The organism is Streptococcus suis (assembly GCF_002964045.1).
Taxonomy (GTDB): domain Bacteria; phylum Bacillota; class Bacilli; order Lactobacillales; family Streptococcaceae; genus Streptococcus; species Streptococcus suis_U.
Window position 1 is genome coordinate 1 of sequence record NZ_POPB01000617.1, and the last position, 325, is coordinate 325.

Here is a 325-nt window from a genome sequence, read left to right on the forward strand (position 1 = left end):
TACAGACTTCTTGTCTGCTAATGCTGAAGTAATCGCACGTTATCAAGGTGGTGATAACGCTGGACACACTATCGTTATCGATGGCACTAAGTATAAATTGCACTTGATTCCGTCAGGAATCTTCTTCCCAGAAAAGATTTCTGTAATCGGTAATGGTGTGGTTGTCAATCCAAAATCTTTGGTGAAGGAAATCAACTATCTCCATGATTCAGGTGTGACAACAGATAATTTGCGGATTTCAGACCGCGCACACGTCATCTTGCCTTACCACATCAAATTGGACCAGTTGCAAGAAGAGTCTAAAGGTGAGAACAAGATTGGTACA

1 protein-coding gene is annotated in these 325 nt (G+C 41.5%); it reads left to right on the plus strand.

Annotated elements, in window-relative coordinates; all coding sequences use genetic code 11:
- On the plus strand, positions 1–325 hold a 325-nt coding region (locus C1E99_RS13185; RefSeq protein ID WP_193441826.1), incomplete at both ends, for an adenylosuccinate synthetase.